General features: G+C 61.7%; 20 protein-coding genes and 1 tRNA gene. 8 read left to right on the forward strand and 13 right to left on the reverse strand.

The genetic code is table 11. The annotated features are described in order from the left end of the window. The 3 genes from F0185_RS30405 to F0185_RS30415 form a co-directional block, all read left to right on the forward strand. On the forward strand, positions 1–179 hold a 179-nt coding region (locus F0185_RS30405), incomplete at its 5' end, for an ATP-binding protein (protein WP_167231725.1). A 98-nt stretch (positions 180–277) separates the two neighbouring features. Continuing rightward, positions 278–844 carry a DUF4184 family protein gene (locus tag F0185_RS30410; protein ID WP_370664096.1) on the forward strand — a complete coding sequence of 189 codons (567 nt, stop codon included), beginning with the start codon at positions 278–280 and terminating at the stop codon, positions 842–844. Positions 845–1,093: 249 nt separating this feature from the next. Next, positions 1,094–2,335: a hypothetical protein gene (locus tag F0185_RS30415; RefSeq protein WP_167231731.1), complete on the forward strand. Its 1,242-nt coding sequence runs from the start codon at positions 1,094–1,096 to the stop codon at positions 2,333–2,335. Positions 2,336–2,490: 155 nt separating this feature from the next. Here F0185_RS30415 and F0185_RS30420 read toward each other — a convergent pair whose 3' ends face one another. From F0185_RS30420 to F0185_RS30430, 3 genes are all read right to left on the reverse strand, one after another. Further along, positions 2,491–3,714 carry a hypothetical protein gene (locus F0185_RS30420; protein WP_167231734.1) on the reverse strand — a complete coding sequence of 408 codons (1,224 nt, stop codon included), beginning with the start codon at positions 3,712–3,714 and terminating at the stop codon, positions 2,491–2,493. Between the two features lie 286 nt (positions 3,715–4,000). Next, positions 4,001–6,262, reverse strand: a complete 2,262-nt coding sequence (locus F0185_RS30425) for a carboxy terminal-processing peptidase (RefSeq protein WP_167231737.1) — start codon at positions 6,260–6,262, stop codon at positions 4,001–4,003. A gap of 173 nt (positions 6,263–6,435) precedes the next feature. Further along, positions 6,436–6,945: a hypothetical protein gene (locus F0185_RS30430; protein WP_167231740.1), complete on the reverse strand. Its 510-nt coding sequence runs from the start codon at positions 6,943–6,945 to the stop codon at positions 6,436–6,438. A 103-nt stretch (positions 6,946–7,048) separates the two neighbouring features. Here F0185_RS30430 and F0185_RS30435 point away from each other — a divergent pair, with 103 nt between their 5' ends. After that, complete coding sequence (locus tag F0185_RS30435; protein WP_167231757.1) at positions 7,049–7,840, forward strand: M24 family metallopeptidase; 792 nt, start codon at positions 7,049–7,051, stop codon at positions 7,838–7,840. Positions 7,841–7,854: 14 nt separating this feature from the next. Here F0185_RS30435 and F0185_RS30440 read toward each other — a convergent pair whose 3' ends face one another. Continuing rightward, positions 7,855–8,532 (reverse strand): DUF1963 domain-containing protein, encoded by a 678-nt coding sequence (locus tag F0185_RS30440; protein ID WP_167231760.1) that lies wholly within the window; start codon positions 8,530–8,532, stop codon positions 7,855–7,857. Positions 8,533–8,717: 185 nt separating this feature from the next. Continuing rightward, positions 8,718–8,966 carry a DUF3297 family protein gene (locus F0185_RS30445; RefSeq protein WP_166897872.1) on the reverse strand — a complete coding sequence of 83 codons (249 nt, stop codon included), beginning with the start codon at positions 8,964–8,966 and terminating at the stop codon, positions 8,718–8,720. A gap of 119 nt (positions 8,967–9,085) precedes the next feature. Between F0185_RS30445 and F0185_RS30450 the strand changes: the two genes are divergently transcribed. Then, positions 9,086–9,787 (forward strand): hypothetical protein, encoded by a 702-nt coding sequence (locus F0185_RS30450; RefSeq protein WP_167231763.1) that lies wholly within the window; start codon positions 9,086–9,088, stop codon positions 9,785–9,787. A gap of 25 nt (positions 9,788–9,812) precedes the next feature. Here F0185_RS30450 and F0185_RS30455 read toward each other — a convergent pair whose 3' ends face one another. The 4 genes from F0185_RS30455 to F0185_RS30470 form a co-directional block, all read right to left on the reverse strand. Continuing rightward, positions 9,813–10,235 carry a DUF7684 family protein gene (locus F0185_RS30455; protein ID WP_223164608.1) on the reverse strand — a complete coding sequence of 141 codons (423 nt, stop codon included), beginning with the start codon at positions 10,233–10,235 and terminating at the stop codon, positions 9,813–9,815. Positions 10,236–10,262: 27 nt separating this feature from the next. Further along, complete coding sequence (locus tag F0185_RS30460) at positions 10,263–10,814, reverse strand: thymidine kinase (protein ID WP_167231766.1); 552 nt, start codon at positions 10,812–10,814, stop codon at positions 10,263–10,265. A gap of 261 nt (positions 10,815–11,075) precedes the next feature. Further along, entirely contained in the window at positions 11,076–12,002 is a 927-nt protein-coding gene (locus F0185_RS30465; RefSeq protein ID WP_167231769.1) for an NADP-dependent oxidoreductase, read from the reverse strand. Beyond that, a complete protein-coding gene (locus tag F0185_RS30470) occupies positions 11,999–13,066 on the reverse strand; it encodes an alkene reductase (protein WP_167231772.1) in 1,068 nt (355 codons plus the stop codon). Before F0185_RS30470 ends, F0185_RS30465 begins: the two co-directional genes overlap by 4 nt. Positions 13,067–13,168: 102 nt before the next feature. On the opposite strand from F0185_RS30470, the gene F0185_RS30475 reads away from it, so the two are divergent. Next, positions 13,169–14,056 carry a LysR family transcriptional regulator gene (locus F0185_RS30475; RefSeq protein WP_167231775.1) on the forward strand — a complete coding sequence of 296 codons (888 nt, stop codon included), beginning with the start codon at positions 13,169–13,171 and terminating at the stop codon, positions 14,054–14,056. Here the strand turns inward: F0185_RS30475 and F0185_RS30480 are convergent. Genes F0185_RS30480 through F0185_RS30490 form a run of 3 tightly spaced genes read right to left on the reverse strand, consistent with a single transcriptional unit; the run spans position 14,045 to position 17,662 of the window. Next, positions 14,045–14,596 carry a sugar O-acetyltransferase gene (locus tag F0185_RS30480; RefSeq protein WP_370664097.1) on the reverse strand — a complete coding sequence of 184 codons (552 nt, stop codon included), beginning with the start codon at positions 14,594–14,596 and terminating at the stop codon, positions 14,045–14,047. The two genes, F0185_RS30475 and F0185_RS30480, sit on opposite strands and share 12 nt — an antisense overlap. 12 nt (positions 14,597–14,608) lie before the next feature. Beyond that, positions 14,609–16,825 carry an acylase gene (locus tag F0185_RS30485; protein WP_167231781.1) on the reverse strand — a complete coding sequence of 739 codons (2,217 nt, stop codon included), beginning with the start codon at positions 16,823–16,825 and terminating at the stop codon, positions 14,609–14,611. Between the two features lie 48 nt (positions 16,826–16,873). After that, positions 16,874–17,662 (reverse strand): hypothetical protein, encoded by a 789-nt coding sequence (locus tag F0185_RS30490; RefSeq protein ID WP_167231784.1) that lies wholly within the window; start codon positions 17,660–17,662, stop codon positions 16,874–16,876. A 430-nt stretch (positions 17,663–18,092) separates the two neighbouring features. Here F0185_RS30490 and F0185_RS30495 point away from each other — a divergent pair, with 430 nt between their 5' ends. Both F0185_RS30495 and F0185_RS30500 read left to right on the forward strand, forming a co-directional pair. Next, the gene (locus F0185_RS30495; protein ID WP_167231787.1) at positions 18,093–18,656 is read left to right on the forward strand and encodes an SMI1/KNR4 family protein; all 564 of its coding nucleotides are present in this window, start codon (positions 18,093–18,095) and stop codon (positions 18,654–18,656) included. Between the two features lie 122 nt (positions 18,657–18,778). After that, positions 18,779–19,162, forward strand: coding sequence for a hypothetical protein (locus tag F0185_RS30500; protein WP_167231790.1), 384 nt, complete (start codon positions 18,779–18,781; stop codon positions 19,160–19,162). Between the two features lie 434 nt (positions 19,163–19,596). Here the strand turns inward: F0185_RS30500 and F0185_RS30505 are convergent. Beyond that, positions 19,597–19,680, reverse strand: a tRNA-Leu gene (locus tag F0185_RS30505). Positions 19,681–19,854 lie beyond the last annotated feature (174 nt).

The raw sequence follows: 19,854 nt of genomic DNA on the forward strand, positions 1-19,854 counted from the left end.
ATCTGCCGTTCGGGCAGTGGGACACGACGTTTGCGCAGGATACGACCTTGACCGCAGCGCTATTGGACCGCTTGCTGCATCACGCGCATATCGTGCCGATCGCGGGCGAAAGCTACAGGCTCAAGCACCAGCGCCAGGCAGGAATGATGCGCGGGTGCGAGGTCACGGAAATTGGCTGAACACATGGTGTGTTCGGTAACGGAGGTGTATCAGCTTTAAATCGCTGGCACTACGAAAACTGTATCAGTTTTAAATCGCCGTTGACACGCTGGTCTATATCGTCTATCAAACGCTGTTGAGGCAGGCTTTGCTGGCATGGCTGCCGCGCGCTGTCAGCGTGCGCATGGGCCCGCCCGCCCTGCCTGCGCGCAACGCACGGGCAGTCTGGACGATCCTTTTGTCGCTCGCCATCGGCGCCGCCACGCACATTTTCTGGGACGCGTTCACGCATCCCGATACGATCCCCGTCAATTACTTCGCAGCGCTGCGCGAGCGGGTGTCGCTCGGCGACTACGAGCTGCCGGCGTTCAAGATTCTCCAGCACGGCAGCAGTCTGCTCGGATTGATCGTGATGGCGACCTGCACGTTTGCTTGGGTTGCTGGTACGGAACCTCGCTCGCCATCTCCGCCAACGATGCGCAATTGGCAGCGCTGGCTGGCCGTCGCGGCGGTGCTGGCGGCGGCCCTTGGCGCCGCATGTGCCTACCTGAGCGCTGACCCGGCCCATCCCCAGCGTGTTCCATTTGCCGTCATCACGACCGGCATGGCGGCCGGGGCCATCGCTGTCGTGCTGTTGTGTAGCGGATGGATGGCATTTGCCGGCAAAGCGGCCGGCAAGGGCTGACGGCCGCAGACACCGGCGCGCGCCGCCACCGAGACGATTGATTGCGACTCGGGGATTGCCCTGGGCGCCGAAGCAAGCAATCAGTATGTGGCGCTGGGAGTGCGCTTTCCCTCCCGTTCCATCATCTCCGCCTTCTTCGGCACCAGGTAATCAGTCTATCAGGACGACACGCGGAATTTGCCACCTTGACCTGTCAAGTGACTTACCTGACAATCGTCGGCACGGAAAAAAATTTCTCGAGGATCTGGAATGAGCGATTGGGCAGAGTATTGCGATAGCATTGGCATGAACGCCGGTAGTGAAAATGACTATGATGATTGGCTTGACGGCCTCAGTAGATCTGCCGATGAAAAAAACGGCGTCAACCAAAAAACGCACGCGCCTAAAGTTTGCGAACCCACGCTCAGCCAAGATGAGATGATCGAGCTGTTGATTAAATCGACATGCACTGACAGTGGATTAGACACCAGAGTCAATTCGCTGACCTGTAACGACCCCAATGCCGACTTCGATATTTTCGCCATAGACGGTTTTCAAGAAGGAGAAAGCAGTGCGCTCGAAATAACAATCGACCACGAGCAGTACGTGTCACCTTCATTTCTCGCTCATTCGACCAAGCTCAGTGGCGTCCCCTTATTCGTCGATGATTACCAAAACGGATGGATTGCATGGGACTCGGAGGAACAGTGTCTTCGGACAGGGCCATCTTGTGCTCATCATGCCAAAAATCATAGAAACGCGAAATCAATTGCCAGGGAGCACCTGCATCCCGAATCCGAAGAAGCACGCCTGTTGATTTTTTTGAAGCGATGTGCCCTCTCAACAGATCATGGCAAAAAGCCGATCTTGTTGCGATGGGAAACCATAGATGAAGCTGCACCCGGACATGAGTTGAAAATTGAAAACCCAAGAACGCTGGGTTCAAATGAGCACGAAAATTACGTGCTGGCTTTTTACGACAGGTCAGGAAAAGTTCGCGTCCTTCCTCTAACCACGGCCGTAAAGCTCGGCGTTCCCCTTGCTACCCGCAATGCGACGTACTATGAGGATAGCGACACTTTGTATCCCAGCATAAATAACGCCAGCCTGCTTTCGCACGGCTTTTTAATGGCTACCAAACAAGATGTCTCCAAGTTTGATTACTTTCGCGTTCGGACGCAGGCTTCCATCTTTAGCTCCGTTATCGAACGCATCGAGCCCCCTCGGAACCTGAAGTATTCTTCCTTTGCCCTGAATGAACCCAACGATGCGCTAAACTTGGCCAGGCACATCGTTCAGTGGAGCGAAGCGTTACCGGACACGATTTATGTAAGCAACGGTGGGCACCCTTTGGAAGCGCAACTGGTTACGACTCCAAAAATGCTGCTTTACGCAACTCAAAAACTCGACACCCACGGCTGGGTTCGCGTGTACGATAACGCTCAGCGCAAATTCGTCATGAAACCAAAAGCGGAAATCTCTGGCTATGGTATAAATGAAATTCTCTTCTGAACGATCTAAGTGTTCGGGCGTCGCTCCAGTTATCGCTTAATTCGCCCCTGTTGACGCAATGTATCCGAATTGCAGGCATAAACTGCAGCGCCATTGCAGGCGAAACGCTGCCCCATATTAGCTGCCGTGCGCCAATGTATTCCTATCGAATGCGATCAAAGTCGGAATTTCGCTCTATAAATGAATGCCGATCTTTCGTCGCCCTTCGATACTTCAGCAATTTCGAGGCCAGTCAACCTGTTCGCGCTATAGCTTACGCGTGGCAAAAGGTCGGCCTCGGCCATATCTCCTACTTCAGTTCGGCGCATGCGTACAACGTCATGGATAGCGTCATAGTCGCGATGCACCAACTGACCGCCCTTGACTGACCGTGGCGTGAAGAATTGGAGAAAATCCGGATCCGTTTGGCTAAGCCGGGTCGGTCCCGGTCTGCGTTCGCGCCGTGGATTAGGGCTATCCGATACCCATACTGTTGTTGGTTCCTCGACTGAATCAATTCGGAACACTGCCTGTGAAGGGGTATTAGTTGCCCCGACTTCTTGTGCGACAAGCTGAAAGATTCCATTGTTTTGCTCGATCACATAATCCGCGCCTTGCCAGTTTGCGGGGATGCCACGTTGCGGATGGTATTCCGTAAAATTGAGCGCGGTGAGTGTGCCAGAGTATGCGGTTTCAGCCAAGGGACGAGACCCGTATCTTCGCAGCGCATTCTTCATGTGAAGGTACAACCAGACAGCACCCGGTGGTCGCATTTCCTTGTCATATGCAGTCGACGCCGGCCGCAGATGCACGTGCCAGGGCAGCGGTTTCAGTTCGATTGAACATTCCGCGTGAACTACCAAGGTTTGTTCAGGGCGCAAGGCCGGTGGGGGATTAGCGGGATCAAAAACCTTTGCTTCCGCTTTGCATTGCTGGAGATGTTGCAGTGCGCTTTGAAAGGGGAGTTCATCCACTGTACCAGTCAATAAAATTGCAGCCTCCCGGTTCACTCCCTGCAGGGCAGAAGCGGTCAGATTATGGCTCCCGGTCCATAACCAGCATTGCCGTCCCGCTCTCGCAAAGAAAACTTTTGAATGCATGAGGCCAGAGCCAACACCGGTCTCATATGGCAATTGAGAGCCGAGGTGATAGTAAATGTGGCCTGGCGCCAATTTGTGGAGTTTTTCGAGCGCCTCCTCATCGGTCGGCGTACCCCAAGCGACCACCAAAAATGATTCCGGCAACCGAAGCCGCTCAACATGGCGCTCCAAAAATTTTGCACCTCCCGCTGTCAAGAAAGCACAAGCGATGGAAATTTGATCTACCCCTTGCTCAAGAATTTCGTGGAGCACTGTGATTGCTCGCTCCTGCGGGTTAGCTGCGATGAATTCAGCTTGCATTGTCTATACTAACTTTCTGATCTATTTTACGAAAATGACTGTTGACGAGAAAAGCAAGGGACTCTACTGTACTCTGGCATGTCATTTCGAGGGCAAAGAAGGCCGAGTCCTTTTCAGGATGGTTACGTCCTGCCGGAGTTGCTGATTTTCCAGTTCCAATTGCCGTCTCCTCTGCTGCTCGGCAGTCCCGGTTCGGCCCAAGCGCGCGGCAAGGCGCGGACTGCCCGCCCGGTAAACGACGACGGGGCCACCAAGGCCCCGTCGCTGCAACTTACCGCATCCCTGCTCAGTTACCGGCTTTAACCGCCGGCAGATAAGGCATCAGGCGTGCCGCCATGCGCGTATCGCCCTTGAGCATCTCGATCTCGTCCGAGAGAATATGCGCCGCTTCCTGCAACATCACGTCCTTGGCGTCCTTGGCCGCTTTTTCGGCGGCCAGTTCGGATGCCAGGTTGCGCTCGTCGGCCTGCAAGCCATCATCCTGGCGGTTCGGCTTGGTGGCGGCGGCTTTGGTGGTCCTGGCCGGCGGCGCCAGCTTGCTGCGCGCATCCTTGGCGTCGGTCACGTCGGCCGGCTCGTCGGTGACGGCGGCGCGCAGGGCCACCTGGCGCGCTTCGCGCTGCTTCGCCTTCGCTTCCAGCGCATCGCGTTCCTTGCGCCGCACCGCTTCGTTGAGCGAAATCACGTTGTCCTTGCGCAGCTTACGCAACTCGGTCATGTCTTCCTGCAAGTACTGGAAGTCCTTGTCCTTGGCGATGCGCGTTTCGTGACGTTTTTGCAGCGGGGCAATCAGTTGCTTCAAATTGCCCGACGGCGTGAACGCGACCGGCTTGATGGCCACCCATGGCAAGGCGTTGTCGTAGCTCGATTCGCCAAAGCCTTCCGGATCGGACGTGACCGGCATCTTGATGTCGGGCGTGACGCCGCGCAACTGCGTGGTGCCACCGTTGATGCGGAAGAACTGCGCGATCGTCATCTTGAGCTCGCCGTAGCGGGCTTTTTCGCCGGGGTTGCCACGGTCGAGGTTGACCAGGGTCTGGACCGTGCCCTTGCCGAAGCTCGGTTCGCCCAGCACCAGGCCACGGCCGTAATCCTGGATCGCGGCGGCAAAGATTTCGGACGCCGAGGCCGAGCCACGGTTGATCAGCACGCCCATCGGGCCATCCCAGGCCAGGCCGGCCTGGGTGTCGCTCTCGACCGCCACGCCGCCGTCGGCGCTGCGCTGCATCACGACCGGGCCCTTGTCGATGAACAGGCCGGTCAGCTCGACCGCTTCGCCCAGGGCGCCGCCGCCATTGTTGCGCAGGTCGATCAGCACATTGTCGACCTTTTCTTTCTTGAGCTCGCCGAGGATGCGGGCCACGTCGCGCGTGGCGCTCTTGTAGTCCTTGTCGCCGCGGCGGCGCGCTTCGAAGTCGAGGTAGAAGGTCGGCAAGGAAATCACGCCGACCCGGCGCTTGACGCCGCCATCCTTGACTTCGATGATGGTTTTCTTGGCGGCCTGCTCTTCCATATTGATTTTCTTGCGCACCAGCGCCACCGTGACGGTCTTGCCGTCGGTGCCGGCGTCGACCGGCAGCACGTTCAGGCGCACCACCGATTCCTTGGGACCACGGATCAGCTGGACCACGTCGTCGATGCGCCAGCCGAGCACGTCGGTGAAGCCCGGCGAATCGGCCTGGGCCACGCCGACGATGCGGTCGCCCACTTTCAGCTTGCCGGACATGCCGGCCGGGCTGCCGACCACGATCTCGCGGATGACGGTGTAGTCTTCGCGCTGCTGCAGCACGGCGCCGATGCCGTCGAGCGAGAGGCGCATGGCGATGGCGAAGTTGTCGGCCGAGCGCGGGCCGAGGTAGTTGGTGTGCGGCTCGATCGAGGTGGCGTAGGCGTTCATGAAGGTCATGAACACGTCTTCGCTGTCGACCTTGCCCATGCGGCCGACGTAGTTTTCGTAGCGCTTGTCGAGCGTTTCGCGGATCGACTTGTCGTCTTTACCTGCCAGCTTCAGGCGCAGCCAGTCGTTCTTGACGCGCTTGCGCCACAGGTCGCGCGCTTCCTCGATATTCTTCGGCCAGGCCGCCTTTTCGCGGTCGATCTGGAAGGTTTCGTCGGTGGTGAAGTCGAACTTGCCTTTGAGCAGCTCACGCGAATACGCGAAACGCTCGTTGAAGCGCTGCTGGTACAGGCTGTACATGGAAAACGGCGTGGCCAGGTTTTCCGCCTTGATCGCATCGTCGAGCCTGGTGCGGATCGGCTCGAAGCCATCGATATCGCTCTGCAGGAAATGCAGGCGGTCGCTGTCGAGCGACTTGAGGTAGCGGTCGAAAATCTTGTCCGACATCGCATCGTCAAGCGGGGTGACCTTGTAATGGTGGCGTCCAAAGACCGTGGCGGCCCAGGCGGCGGCCTGGGTTTGCGTGGCAACCGGCTTGAGCGGCGTGGTGCCGGCTTTGGCAGGCTGGGCAACCGCCTTGACGGGCTGCGGGACTGCCGCTTGTGTCGTCGCGGCAAATGCCAGTGCGACCATCAACATGTGCTTCTTCATTCGTTGTCTCTCCGAGCGGGAACTGGTGTTATCTGCGGGCGAAACCGTGCAGTGCAAGGGCGCCCAGCCGCTAAATCGGCTACTGCTTCCGATTCTAACAGGATAGTGGCATAACACAGGGCGAGCCACGCAGCGGCGCGAAACCGAGCTTACGGGCTGACGGCGCTACCGCTTCATGGATTTACAAATTGAAACAGGTGTGGCCGGAAGTGGAACACCGTCCAGCCCGCACCGCCGATGATGAACAGATAAGGCCAGGACCGCACCGCGATGCGCCAGTCGACCATCGAAGGCCAGAACGAGAGGAACTGGGGCGCCAGCGCCAGCGCGATGAGCAGGTCGCGCGGGTCGAACTGCCAAGCCTGGCGTGTGCGCCACCAGGCCACGCAGAGCGGCAGCAGCACAATCACCAGCGGCGCCAGGGCGGCCGGGGCGGCGTTGTACCAGCGCACCCGGGTCAGCGTGACCGAGCCGAGTTCCCAGTGGCGCCCGACCCGGCGCGGGATCACGGTAAACGAGGCGGGCCGTGCGCCGGTCAGCAGGCCGGCCACGAAATGGGCCAGCTCGTGGCAGATGGTGCCGGCCACGGTGAACAGGAAAAAGAAGGGATGGGCTCCGGCCAGCACCCGGATCACCAGCGCCAGCGCGACCGAGGGCGCGAGGTAGAGGAGGATGTCTTTCATGATGCGGGAAACTGTCCGGCGTTCATGGCCAAACTTATACCATAGACCAGCCCGGCAAGACGCAGGCATGGTATCGTGCGCCCCCCTTACACCGCACTGCGCCATGCCGATGTTTACCACTATCCGCCCTACCACCCCCAATTCGCCGGCGCTGAATGCGCAACTGGCCATACTGACGCATGCTCACAGCGAGCTGATGGCCGCCGTGCTCGGCGCAGTCCAGCCGGGCATGGCCACCGCCGACCTGGCCGACATGGCCCGCGAACAAGCGAAGAAACGGGGCATTGGCCTGACGATGCGCACCAACATGGGTTTTCCCGACGATATATCGGTGTGCCTCAATACGCAGGCGATGAATGCGATTCCGAGCCGGACCACGCTGATCAAGGATGGCGACGCAGTCAAGTTGGCAGTGTGCGGCACCGACGGCGCAGGCGCATTTTGCGTGCAGAACTGGAGCATGCAGGCCGGCACGATCCTGCCCCGACGACGCCTCCTGCTCGAGCACGCCCGCGCATGCATCGACGCCGCCGTGCCCTTGTGCCGCCCCGGCGTGACCGTGTCGGCGCTGGCGGCGCAACTGGGCAAGTCGGCGCTCGAAAAGGGGATCTTCCTCTCGCCGCAGTTTGCCGGCCATATGATCGGCGCGGAACCGATCCTGCCGCCGATGATCGTAAAACCGAAAAGCTGGTTCGGCACCGACCATGTACTGACCGAAGGCACGGTGCTGTCGCTGTTCGTGCTGGCCCATGAGGGCAAGCCGACGCTGACGGAGAGAGGCGATGGCTGGACCGTGATCGACCGCCAGGGTGGCCTGTCGGCCGCCTTCAGCCACATGGTGCGGGTGGCGAGCGCGCCGCAGGTGCTGACAGGGGCGTATCCCCTGCACGCCTGAACCCTAAGTAAGTGCTAGTAAAACTGGCAATCCCAGCGCCACTGGCCATCCGGCGCGCGGAAGAAGTAGCCGACGCCATTGTCGCCCCACATCCAGCCGACCTTCTCTTCCGAGCCAACCTGGAACACAAAGTCGTGAAGGCCGACGCCGTGCTGGATTTCGTACGGATAACCGCCCACCTTGGTGCCGGTATAGCGCGTAAAGCCGTCGAAAAACGCGTCGGTCGCGGCCTCGTCGTCATTGACCGCAGCCAGGTCGACGATTTCCCAGGCGCCTTCCCAGGCCGGCGCGTCATCGTCCACCCTGGTCCAGCGGATGGGAAACGGCTTGACGGGTTTCGTTACCTCCGGCAAAGGAACCAGGCCGTCGAGGCGCGCGTACTCCCGGATCAGCCATCCTTCGCCGTGCGGCAGATCGAAGGGATGGCGCGACTGGTTGTGGAACAGCACCAGCAAGGCAACGTCGCGCAACTGCTCGGGGACGTACGGCAGCTCGGCCACGTGGATTTGCAGCAGCGGGAACATCGGCTTGCCTTCAAACTCGGGCAAGGTCTCGTGCGGCAAGCCGACGCCGCGCCCGAACCAGGACGTCAGCGGGTCCTGCGGCGGACGAAAACCGCCAGCCGTGGCCAGCGCGGCACTGCGCAGGTGCTGGCGCAGCTCGTCCAGTTGCACACGGGCGACGGGATTCATGCTGCGCCGTTCTCGGACAAAAAACCGCCTTGCGGTATCCAGACCACGTCATCCCCTTTGCACAAATGAATATCCCCGGTGACACAATCGCGATGTAAACACAGCGCGGCGGCATCAGCGGGGACAAAATTGGATTACGGGTTCGCCAGCCCGGCCCGATAAGGGCAGGACGGCATCAAATCGTTCTATTTATAGAACGCTTCGACCGTGCCTTTGAGTTTGATCAGCATCGGATGGCCCTTGCGGTCCAGTGCTTTGCCGGATGGAATCTTGATCCAGCCTTCGCTGATGCAATATTCCTCGACATTCAGGTGCTCTTTACCGTTGAGCTTGATGGCGACGTCGCGTTCGAACGCCGCTTCATTGTGAAAAGGGCTGCGCGGGTCGATCGACAGGCGGTCGGGCAATGGGGGGAGTGTAGTGGTATCGTTCATGGACGAATTATCCCCCAGATCGGCGACGAGTACAACGCTCTTCGGTAGCGCCTTTTGCGCCAATGGCAAGTATGGCATCATGCGCCTTTCGGGCGAGCTGCCCAACCTAAAAGGAAATCATGACAGCACTGACACGTTTCAGCGACGCGGAAGACGCCCTGCACGAGGGCCGCCACGACGAGGCGCTCCAAGGCTTTATCTGGTTCTACCAGCACGCCCTGGACGAAGATCCGGCACTGGAAGAAATACGCTACTACCTGGTCGGCATGTGGGCCGAACTGGGCCGTGCCTACCCCAAGGCGCTCGACGCGCTGCGCACCGTCCGCGCCGACAAGGCCAAGGCGCTGCTGGCCGGCGCCAACGACCGCGAAGCGTTCTGGGATATCGTCATCATCGATTCGGAACTCGGCGATACGGCGGCGACCTATCAGTTCTACAAGGCGCTGGCCGCAGCCTCGCCGGTATTTGCCGCCGACTGCGCGCTCATTGCCATGCCGGCCATTGTGGAGGCGCGCGACTACGCCCTGGCGGCAAAACTGATGCCGCCGGCCGAGCCGTTCGTGCGCGAGATGGCGCGCGTGCTGGAACAAGACATCGCGGCGATCAAACAGCGCCCGTTCTCGCACTTACCCGAGCGGCGCGCCGAAATCACGACCTACGTCAGCGAAGTCCGGCGGGTACTGACCGTTTTGGCCGGCAATGGCGAACTTGATGAAGCCGCCAGTATCAAGGCGCTGGCGGTGAGCCTGATCAAAAACCCGTCCGTACGCAGGGAGGTCGCGGCCGGATTGAACAAGCGTTCCAGGGCGCGGGTTTCCTGACAGCGCCAGCGGCGACCCGGGCGCCTCACACTGCCGCGTAAGCGTGCAGCAGCGCGTCCTGGTTCGCCGCTTCCGCAATATGCAACAACACGGTTTGCTTGAGTTCGACTACCGGATGCACCGCGTCGTACTTGCAAAAGCCGAACACCTCCTCGATCGGATCGTCGGCATGCCATGAAGTGGGAATGAAATGCTGGTCGGGGATATCGCCGAAGTCGAACGCTTCGATATTGGCCATATCGACCGCGTCGTCCCAGGAACTGCAATCGACGCCCCAGGCGATCATGTAGCGGCAACCGGACTTGACGATCCAATCGCTCACCTGCGATTGCCATTCGGGCGCGACCGCCGCGTCGGCGATGACCACCATTTTGTACGGCGCCGGCTGCACCCGCCCTGTGGGCAGGCTGCCGGGCGCCAGATGAATATAGGTGACAGGATGGGACATGCAACACCTCCTTACCCTCGGGCCGTGTCAGCCCGCGTAAAAACACCGGCCGCAGGCCTGGCGGTATTGCTCGTTGCCGCCAATGGACACTTGCTCGCCTTCCCTGATCCGCTTGCCCTGCTCGTCCACGCGGATGTTCATCGTGGCTTTTTTGCCGCAGGTGCAGATATTCTTCAATTCCTCGATGTCGTCGGCCAGCGCCAGCAAATAGGCCGAACCAGGAAACGGCTCGCCCCGGAAATCGCTGCGCAAACCATAGCAGATGACCGGCACGCCGCGCACCTGCGCCAGCTGGTGCAATTGCTGCACCTGCGCGGTCGACAAAAACTGCGCCTCGTCGACCAGCACGCAGGCCACTTTCGGCACCTCGGTCAGGAAATCGGTCGCGCCATCGAAGATATCGACCTCGCGCTGCGGTCCCAGGCGCGATGTGACCTGCCCCACGCCGTAGCGGCTGTCGATCGCGGCCGTGTACAGCTTGACCTGCTGGCCCTGCTCTTCATAGTTATGCGCAACTTGCAGCAGCGCTGTCGACTTGCCGGCGTTCATCGCCGAATACCTGAAATAAAGTTTTGCCACTGCGTGTTCCCACCGATTGAAGCGCGTCATTATAGCAAGCGCGGCGGACGCGTCTGTTGCATCTTAGAGCCTATCTCAGTAGATCGGGGGAAGCTGATGGCGACATGCGCGTAGGCGATGCATGGCAAGCGAGGGCAATGCGCGAGGAGGCCGCATGGCTAGCCATGCAACGACGAGGGTATTCCGAAGGAATACCGAGGCCGCACTCGCTTGCCAGGCGTGCCAGCAGCGACTCCGATCTACTGAGATAGGCTCTTAGTATCAGCGGGTGAAATCGACGACCACTTTGCCGGGCCCATGCCCGCTGTGGCTTTCTTCGATGGCCTGCGCCAGGCCGTCGATGCCGATGACGCGGGCAATCGTCGAGCGCAGCGTCCCTGCGGCGACCATGGCGGCGATCTCGCTCAATTGCTGCCGGTCCGGCGCCATCGTGAACCACAGGCCGCGCCGCCCGGCCGGTGCGCGCGCCGCGATGTCGGGAGCGGCCGTGCTGACAATGGCGCCACCCTCGGCCAACACCTGCCACGAGCGATCGAGCGTGTCGCCGCCCACCAGGTCGAGCACCAGGTCGATGTCGCGCACCTGCTCCTCGAAGCGTTCGGCGTGCCGGTCGACTACGCGGTCCGCGCCCAGCGCCAGCACATGGCCGCGACTGGCCGCCGACGCCGTCGCCAGCACCACCGCACCCGCCGCCTTGGCAAACTGCAGCGCAAAGCCCCCTACCCCGCCGGCCGCGCCGTGGATCAGCACCTGCCGGCCGGGCAGCAGCGGGCCGGCGGCGCGCAATGCCTGCCACGCGGTCAGGCTGGCCACCGGCAGCGCCGCGGCCTGCACGTAATCCATCGCCTGCGGCACCAGCGCCAGCTTGTACGCCGCCACCGCCACCACGTCGGCGTAGGCGCCCAGGGCGCCGAACGGTCCCATGACCCGGTCGCCCGGCGCAAAGTCGGTCACGCCATCGCCGAGCGCCATCACCTCCCCGGCCAGCTCGATGCCGAGGGTGGCCGGCAGCGCAAGGGGGAACACCGCCTGCAGATACCCCTGGCGGATCTTCCAGTCCAGCGCATTGACGCCGGCGGCGCGCACCCGCACCAGCACCTCGCCGGCGCCTGGCGCGGGCACGTCAACCTGGTCGACCCGCACCGCGTCGGCGCCGCCGTACGCGTGAATGCGAACCGCGCGCTTCATGCCGCTTCTCCCAGCGCCGGGTAATCGGTGTAGCCGGCCGCGCCGGGCGAGTAGAAGGTGGCTGAATCGGGCGCATTGAGCGGCGCGTCGAGCCGCAAGCGCCGCACCAGGTCGGGGTTGGCCAGGTAAAGGCCACCGAACACCGCGGCGTCGGCACGCTGCGCGCCGATGGCCGCGTCAGCGCTCTCTTTTACCAGCCCGCCGCCTTGCAGGTAAGCGCCGGCGAACAGCGGGCGCAGCGCCGCGTGGTAGTCGAATGATGTCTTGAATTGGGCCACGTGCAGGTAGGCCAGCTTGAGCGGGGCCAGTTGCCGCACCAGGTAGTTGTAGGTCTCCTGCGGCGCGGCGTCGCTGATGTCGTTAAAACCCATCTCCGGCGCGATCTTGATGCCGACCCGCGCGCCGCCCGCCTCGCCGGCCATCGCGGCCAGCACGTCGAGGATGAAACGCGCGCGGTTTTCCAGCGAGCCGCCATATTGGTCGGTGCGCTCGTTGGTGGACGAGGACAGGAACTGCTCCGGCAAATAGCCCGACGCCGCATGCAGCTCGACCCCGTCGAAGCCGGCGGCGAGCGCGTTGCGGGTGGCAATACGGTACTCCTCGATCACGCCTTGCACCTCGCTGGTCGACAGTGCGCGCGGCTGCGTCAGTTCGAGCGGGCCGGCGGCGGTATAGACCGTGCCGGCCGGCTTGATCGCCGATGGCGCAAGCGGCGCCGCGCCGCCAGGCAGCATGCTCGGATGCGACATGCGCCCGCAGTGCATCAACTGCATGAAGATCCGTCCGCCCTTGCGGTGCACGGCGTCGGTGACATCCTTCCAGGCGGCGATCTGCGCATCGGTATGAATGCCGGGGGTGCGCACATAGCCCTTGCCCATCGGGCCAGGAAAGGTGCCTTCGGTGATCAGGAGGCCGGCGTCGGCGCGCTGTTCGTAATACGTGGCGACGGCGGCGGACGGCACGCCGCTGGCGTCGTCGGAGCGCGAGCGCGTCATGGGCGCCATCATGATGCGGTTGGGCAGTGTCAGGTGGCCGAGTTCGAGCGGAGTGAATAAGGTGTTCATCTGTTTCCCTTCTGGCTGAGTGAGAACCCATGGTACATTGCTGCATCAATGAGATAAACAGCCAAAAACAAGATTCACTGCTGCATAAATGGAGCAATCGGCATGCAATTACTGAACTACATGCAGCTCTACGTGGAAGTGGCGAAGACCAAAAACTTCCGCAAGGCGGCCGTCACGCTCGGCATGTCCAGTTCCACGCTGTCGCGTAATATCGCCGCGCTGGAAAAGGAAATCGGCGTGCGCTTGCTGCACCGCTCCACGCGCCGGGTCGAGCTGACCGACGCCGGGCAGGCGTACTTCAACCGCTGCCAGGGCATCGTCGAAGAAGCCAACGTGGCGCACGAAGCGCTGCGCGGCGATGCGGCTCGTCCGAGCGGCACCTTGCGCGTCTCGATGCCGGTGGACCTGGCGATCAACTACCTGGCGCCGCTGCTGGCCGAATTCGCCATCGCCTATCCGCTGATCGACTTCGAACTCGACGCGGCCTCGCGCCGGGTCGACCTGCTGGCCGAGCCGTTCGACCTGGCGATTCGCATGGGGCCTGCGCCGACCGCGCCATCGACGCTGGTCGCACGCCAGATCGCGCTGCTCGAGCGCCAGCTATATGCGGCGCCGGCCTACCTCGACCGGGCGCCCCCGCTCGACCATCCGGACGACCTGATACGGCACGCCTTGTGCGCCGCTCCGGGCATCCGGCAGGATGGATGGACCTTGTTTAAGGGCGCGGCCAGCGTCACGGTGCCGGTCAGGGCGCGCTTCCTGATGAACAACGTGGGGTTGAGCCGTGCGCTGGCGGCCGAAGGCGCCGGCATTGCGATCCTCGACAACGTGATCGCGCGCGAAGAACTGGCCTCGGGACGGCTGCTGCGGGTGCTGCCGGAATGGCGCCTGGCGCCGATCCCGGTGCATGCGATTACCGATACGCGCCTGCTGTCGGCGCGCACGCGGCTGTTCGTCGACTTTTTGAAGGCGCGCCTGCTAGCGGCTTAGGACGCGCGCAGGGTTGCCGACAGCGGTGGCGCCGGCCGGCACGTCGCGCGTGACCACGCTGCCGGCGCCGATGACGGCATCGTCACCGATGCTCACACCGGGCAGGATGATGGCGCCGCCGCCGATCCAGACATTGCGTCCGATGCTGACCGGGCGGCCCCACTCCAGTCCCGCTTTACGCTGCGCCGGATCGCGCGGGTGGTCGGCCGTGTAAATCTGCACGGCGGGGCCGATCTGCGTGCCCTCGCCGATGGTCACGCTCACCACGTCGAGAATGACGCAGTTAAAGTTCAGGAACACGTCTTTGCCGAGGTGGATGTTGTAGCCGTAGTCGCAGTGGAACGGCGGGCGGATCACCGCACCCTCGCCCACCGCGCCGAACTGCGCGGCCAGCAAAACGCGGCGCGCCGACGCCGACTCGCCCAGGGCGGCGTTGTAGCGCACCATCCACGCCTTGGCGACCGACTGGTCGGCCTGGATTTCCGCGTCGCCGGGGCGATACGCTTCGCCGGCCAGCATTTTCTGTTTTTCGCTCAAAATCACGTTGCGCTCCTATTGGCCGGGATGGTATTTGCGTTCGAGGTGCTTCTCGATATCGGCTTTGTAAAACAGGACGTCCTTGAACTGCCCCTTGCTGTACATCTCGGCCTGGTCGCTGAAATGCGGTGAAGCCGGATTGCCGCTGTTGCCGCCGGCCAGAATGCTTTTGGCGCGCACGCGCGGCCCGAACTCCACGACCGCCACGAAGCTGTTGCCACGGTCGCCGTAGATGCGCTTCGTCGTTTGCGGCGCCACCATGCCGAAGGCGGCCAGCGAACCCCAGTTGGCCGACGCGAACGCCACCGGATAACTCGGTTTGGCGTCATCGTACTGCTGCCTGACATCGCCGCTGATGCGCTGGAAGCGGTTGATCTCGCCCCATGGCGTTTGCCAGGCGCCAAAGTCCGTCTCCAGCCTGGCCGTGGCGCGCACCAGCGCTTGAAGGCGCTCGGCCGGCGCCAGGCTGTCGCGGATGTAGTCGAGCGTCGGCACGCCCTTCGCCTTGGCGGCGGCGGACGCATGCGCGACCATCTCCTGGCCCCAGTAGACGGCCAGCGAGGTCGGAACCGAGTCGACGCCGTAACGGCGGTCCCACGCGCGCAAGGCGGCCATTTGCGGCGCCAGCTGCGCCTTGAGCGCGTCGCCGGCGGGCAGCTCGTCGTAGGCGGCGGCCAGTGAGGCGATCAGCGGATCGAAGGCGGTCAGGTGGCTATCGTACGCGGCGGCGATCAGACTATCGAGCGTGAAATCCTTGCGGTTTTCCAGCACGGCCACGGCATGCAGGCCGCGCGCGTTCTCCGGCAGCGACCACATATACGCAGGGTAGTCCTGCTGGCGCGGACTGTTCGCACCCGCCGCCGCGAACGGCCAGTTGTTGGTGTTCTGGATCCAGCCGCTGGCCGGGTTGAGCAGCGTGATGGTCTCGTCAATGGCGTGCAAGCCTTGCCATTCGGTGGCCGGATTGCTGCCGTCGACGGGCTTGTTCCAGTCGAAGGCGGTGTCGCGCTTCGGCACAAAATTGCCGTGGAAGTAGGCGATGGCGCCGTCGGCATCCGCATACACGGTATTGTTCGACGAGTTGGTGCGCAGCTCCATCGTCGTGCGGAACGCCTTGTAATTGCGGGCCTTGGTGCGCATGTACGACTGCGTGAGGGCCTTGAGCGGCTCCTCCATCAGCTTGACCGCGACCCACTTGCCGTCCTGCGCGCGCACCACCGGACCGTGGTGGCTGAAGTAGGCGGTGACGCTCTTGCTGGCCATGCCGCCGGCGCTCTTGTAGGGCAAGGTGATCTTGACTTCGCGCAGGGAGCGCTCGCCGCCGCCGTACTGGTAGACGTACCTGCCGTCTTTTTCGGTCACCGTTTCGAGGTACTCGTCGATCACATCGCCGCCGCCCGAGGTATGCATCCAGCCGGCTTTGTCGTTGAATCCCTGGTAGACGAAGAACTGGCCCCAGGTCACGGCGCCGTAGGCGTTCAGGCCCTCGTTGCTGACGACGTGGACTTCGGGCCGGAAGTAGAACGAGGTGTGCGGGTTGATCAGCAGGAGCGCGCGCCCGGACGCGCTCAGTTTGGGGGCGATGGCGAAGCCGTTCGAGCCGCGCGGTTCGCGGTCGAGGGCATTCGGGGCGTCCGCCAGCGCCAGCGCGCTCTTCTTGCCGTAAAACTGCTCCAGCTCCTTGAGACTGATCGACTCGATATCGCCGCCGATGCTGCCTTCGCTGAACGCGAGCGCCATCCACGGCTCGAAATGCGTAATCAGCCTGGGCTTGACCTCGGGATGGGTGTGCAGGTAAAAGTTCAGGCCATCGGCAAAGGCGACCATCAATTTTTTAAGCCACGCCGGGCTGGCCGCGTACCTGGCCCGCATGTCGCCCGGCGTGATGAACATCTTCATGCGCAGGTCGCGCCAGATTTCGGCCTCGCCTTCGACTTCGGCCAGGCGCCCGAGCGCGTTGATGTAATTGAGTTCGACCCGGTTGAAATCGTCCTCCGCCTGCGCGTACAGCAGGCCGAAGACGGCGTCGGCGTCGCTCTTGCCGAAGACGTGGGGAATGCCCCACTTGTCGCGCATGATGGTCACGCGCTGCGCTGTCTTGTGCCAGCGCGCCTGTTCGGGCGTCACAGCTGATGGCACGCCGGCGCGCTTGTCAGGCGCGGCGCCGGCGGCCATCGCGCTGGCGATGGTGGCGCAGCCAAGCAGTGTCGAAACGAGAAAGGGTCGAAACATCGATGCATCTCCTGACGATTTTCAATAGCGGCTTGCGCCCCCGCGCGGCTACGCGGCGCTCTCGCCCAGTGCCGCGAGACGCTCCCTGAGGGCCTGGTTCTCGGCGCCCAGGGCATCGACCTTCTCGCGCAGGGTTGCCACCTGGGCGCGCAAGTCGGCTTCGGCGTCGGCCGGCGGCTCCTTGGGCGGACGGCTTGACGCCTTCTGTTCGCGCACCTGGCGCGCCGCCTGTTGCAGTTCCTTGCGCCCGCCGGCCACCGCCGCGATCTGCACCGATTCCGGCAGCGACGCCACGTTGGCGGCGGCGTTGATCGAGATCGTCCCCGAGCGCACCGCTTCAACCAGCTGCGGCGTGGCCGCCTTCTGGATGCGTTCAATCTGGCTGATCGTATTGCTCGACACGCGCGCGGCCTTGGCCACGTCTTCGCGCGTGTTCCAGGGCGGCGACTCGGGCGCCTTGGCCGCGTCGGGCGCGGCCTGCGCAGCTTCCGGTTCGGTGGCGCGCTGGGCCACGCGGGCGGCGACGATGTCTTTTTTGCGCAGCGCGAGCACGCCGCGCTGGTAGTCCGAGACGCTGCGGCGCGCCAGGTGGTTATCGATCATCCACAGCATGACGTCGTCGAGCGAGTCGAAGGTCGCGTTCTGCACGGTTTTGAAGGGGATGCTGTGCTTCTGGCAGATGTCGTAGCGATTGTGGCCGTCGATCAGCACATCGTTCCACAGCACCAGCGCGTCGCGGCAGCCCTCGGCCAGCAGGCTGCGTTCGAGCGCGGCGTATTCGTTGGCGGTGAGCGGGTCGATGAAGGAACGCAGTTCCTCGTTGATAGTGATGTTCAATTCGTGTCCTTGTAAGTACTGCGGCGGGCCGGACTGCGGCGCGCCGCCACGAATGCTACACCATACCGCTGGCCGAGGGAATGGAACGGGCGCGCCACACCTGATCGTTTGAGGAATCGCGGTCATCGCTAGCCGATGGATGGGAATATTGTTCTTGCTCGCAATGCTCAAATCGCTTGATTCGGAGGCGTCGGATAACTCGCTCCGATGTGGCACACATCGACCAACTGCTACGACCCTGTTCATCCACCAATTAATGCGACTACACAGCAAAAGACGCGACTGAGCCGGCAAGGGAAGGTTCCTCTTTTGCAATTTTGCTGAGTTATACTGATTTCGATCAACTTCCGCTCGCGGCCAAAAGTGGGGCTTAGCCGCACATGGCGTCGAGTCGGCCTCATTCCAATTTGCGATTAACAGGAAAAGCGATATGCGTAGTTCATGGACCAGATTCGAAGTATGGCTATCAGAGCATTGGCCTGAAGGGCTCGCTGGCCTTAACCCACCGGCGACGGATGAACAGATTGCGGGCCTTCAGGAAGCAATTGGAATCACCTTGCCAGACGATTATGTGGCCTGCCTCAAGATCCATAATGGCCAGAATCCGGATACAGGCGGATTGTTTGAGGGTTCCGAATTCCTGTCAACGGATGAAATCCTGGCGCAATGGACGGTATGGAAGGATCTGCTCGACGGTGGGGACTTTGCAGGTATTCATTCTGATCCCTCAAGTGGAATTCAGAGCGACTGGTGGAATGCCAGATGGATTCCATTTACCCACAACGGTGGTGGCGATCACCTTTGTCTCGATCTTGCCCCAGATGCATCCGGATCGGCGGGACAGGTGATCACCATGTGGCACGATTCAGGCGAGCGGGAGCTAGTCGCCCCACATTTCGGTTCGTGGTTCACGTCGTATACGAAACGCGTATTTTCTGGCGACCTCGTTTACTCGGATGAGTACGGGGGTTTAATTGACCGCGAAGACGCCTGATTGACATCGTTTTAAGGTGCGCTCCCGCCAATTGCAGCACTTGTCGAGCGACTGCTTTGGGGCGATATGGCCGGTCGCCACAGGCCACTTGCAGCCAGGGGGATCTATTGAATGAGAGAAAAATGAAGAAACTTGTTGTTGCACTTGCCCTGGTCCAGTTTGCTGCATTTTCCAACGCAAGCCCCGGTTTGGAAGGGGAGTATGTCTGCGATAGTTGCCACGGATACCTGACGGTGAAAGCAATCAAGGCAAAGACTTACAAGGTTTGGCTAGGCACAGGCGGTGGCAGTTGTGGTGGTGAAGTCTTCGCCAAAAGTAATATGGCGCAGGCAGTCGGCAACACAATCACCTTTACCTGGAAGCTTAAGAATAAAGTATGCAAAACCAAGATCTCGATTGAGGGGGCGCATGCTTTTGTTAGCGATAGCTGTACCCGCCCGGAGGATGAGGACGACTCAACCTGTGCGGTGCTTGGCAAGTATACGAAGCGGGAAAAAGAACGGTAAAACCTGCGTTCCAGTCAAACAAAGCCTATTGTTTCATCTGCTGCTTTGTCGGCGGGTCGTACCGGCGACCAGCAGGCCGCTTTCGGTCAACAGCGTCCAGCTGACGCCCAAATTGCGTCACAACATGATGGGCGAAAGCCCGATGAAATGGCTGCGGTACATATTGAGCGTTCTACCGATCCTGCGATCTAATCTGTGGCAGAGCGGCGCTCCGCGACGCGCTCGACCTGACGTACTTAAGCGGCCAACGGACCCGGTGTTGCCACCGTCCATCTACTTTTTTGGCACTGCCATTGCCAATTCCTCTGTCATTTTTTTGGCAAAACCCAGACCGACCCGGATTTCGCTCAACGTACAGGCGTAAAAAAGTCCGGCTTCCTCCATGAGAACGGAGGAGGCCGGACTTTCCCTTGAAATGCACACTTTGTTAGGAGTGCCCGGAGCCGGAATCGAACCGGCACGCCCTTACGAGCACGAGATTTTAAGTCTCGGGTGTCTACCAGTTTCACCATCCGGGCAGCGGGCGAGATTCTAGCACAGGAAATGGTCGATACGGCCACTTTTCCCGCGATCACCACGCCTGCGCGCCTGCGCATGGCGAACAGGAATGCGCGTCCGTTATGGAACCGACAGGCGTTTTACTGGTCTGACAAATGACAACTGGCCACCCCGGCCGGCGCAAACGCGATGCG

Source organism: Massilia rubra (genome assembly GCF_011682065.1).
Classification (GTDB): Bacteria; Pseudomonadota; Gammaproteobacteria; order Burkholderiales; family Burkholderiaceae_D; genus Telluria_A; species Telluria_A rubra.